Here is a 245-nt window from a genome sequence, read left to right as displayed (position 1 = left end):
GTGTACAGGTACTCATCGCGGCCGATCGACTGGCCGCCCCAGCACACCACCAGGGTCGGGTCGCCCGGGTTGAGGCTGCGCGCGGTGCGCAGCAGCCCGAACACCGCGTTGGTGATGCCTTCCGACGACTCCAGCGCGGCCGCGTAGGCCGGGCCCATTTCGATGGCCATGTCGGCCAGGTCGCGCACGACCGCGAACAGCTGCTCGGCCACGCCGCGGAGGATCTCGCCGTCCACGAACGCCAT

Annotated in this window: 1 protein-coding gene; it reads right to left on the bottom strand. The window is 70.6% G+C overall.

Features of this window, described 5'->3' with window-relative positions:
- A partial coding sequence (locus ACQG3P_RS21795; protein WP_426806216.1) for a pyrimidine/purine nucleosidase domain-containing protein occupies positions 1-245 on the bottom strand: 245 nt, incomplete at both ends.

It is taken from the genome of Stenotrophomonas sp. SrG (genome assembly GCF_050031795.1).
Lineage (GTDB): Bacteria > Pseudomonadota > Gammaproteobacteria > Xanthomonadales > Xanthomonadaceae > Stenotrophomonas > Stenotrophomonas rhizophila_A.
This window is presented reverse-complemented; position numbering and strand designations above follow the sequence as displayed.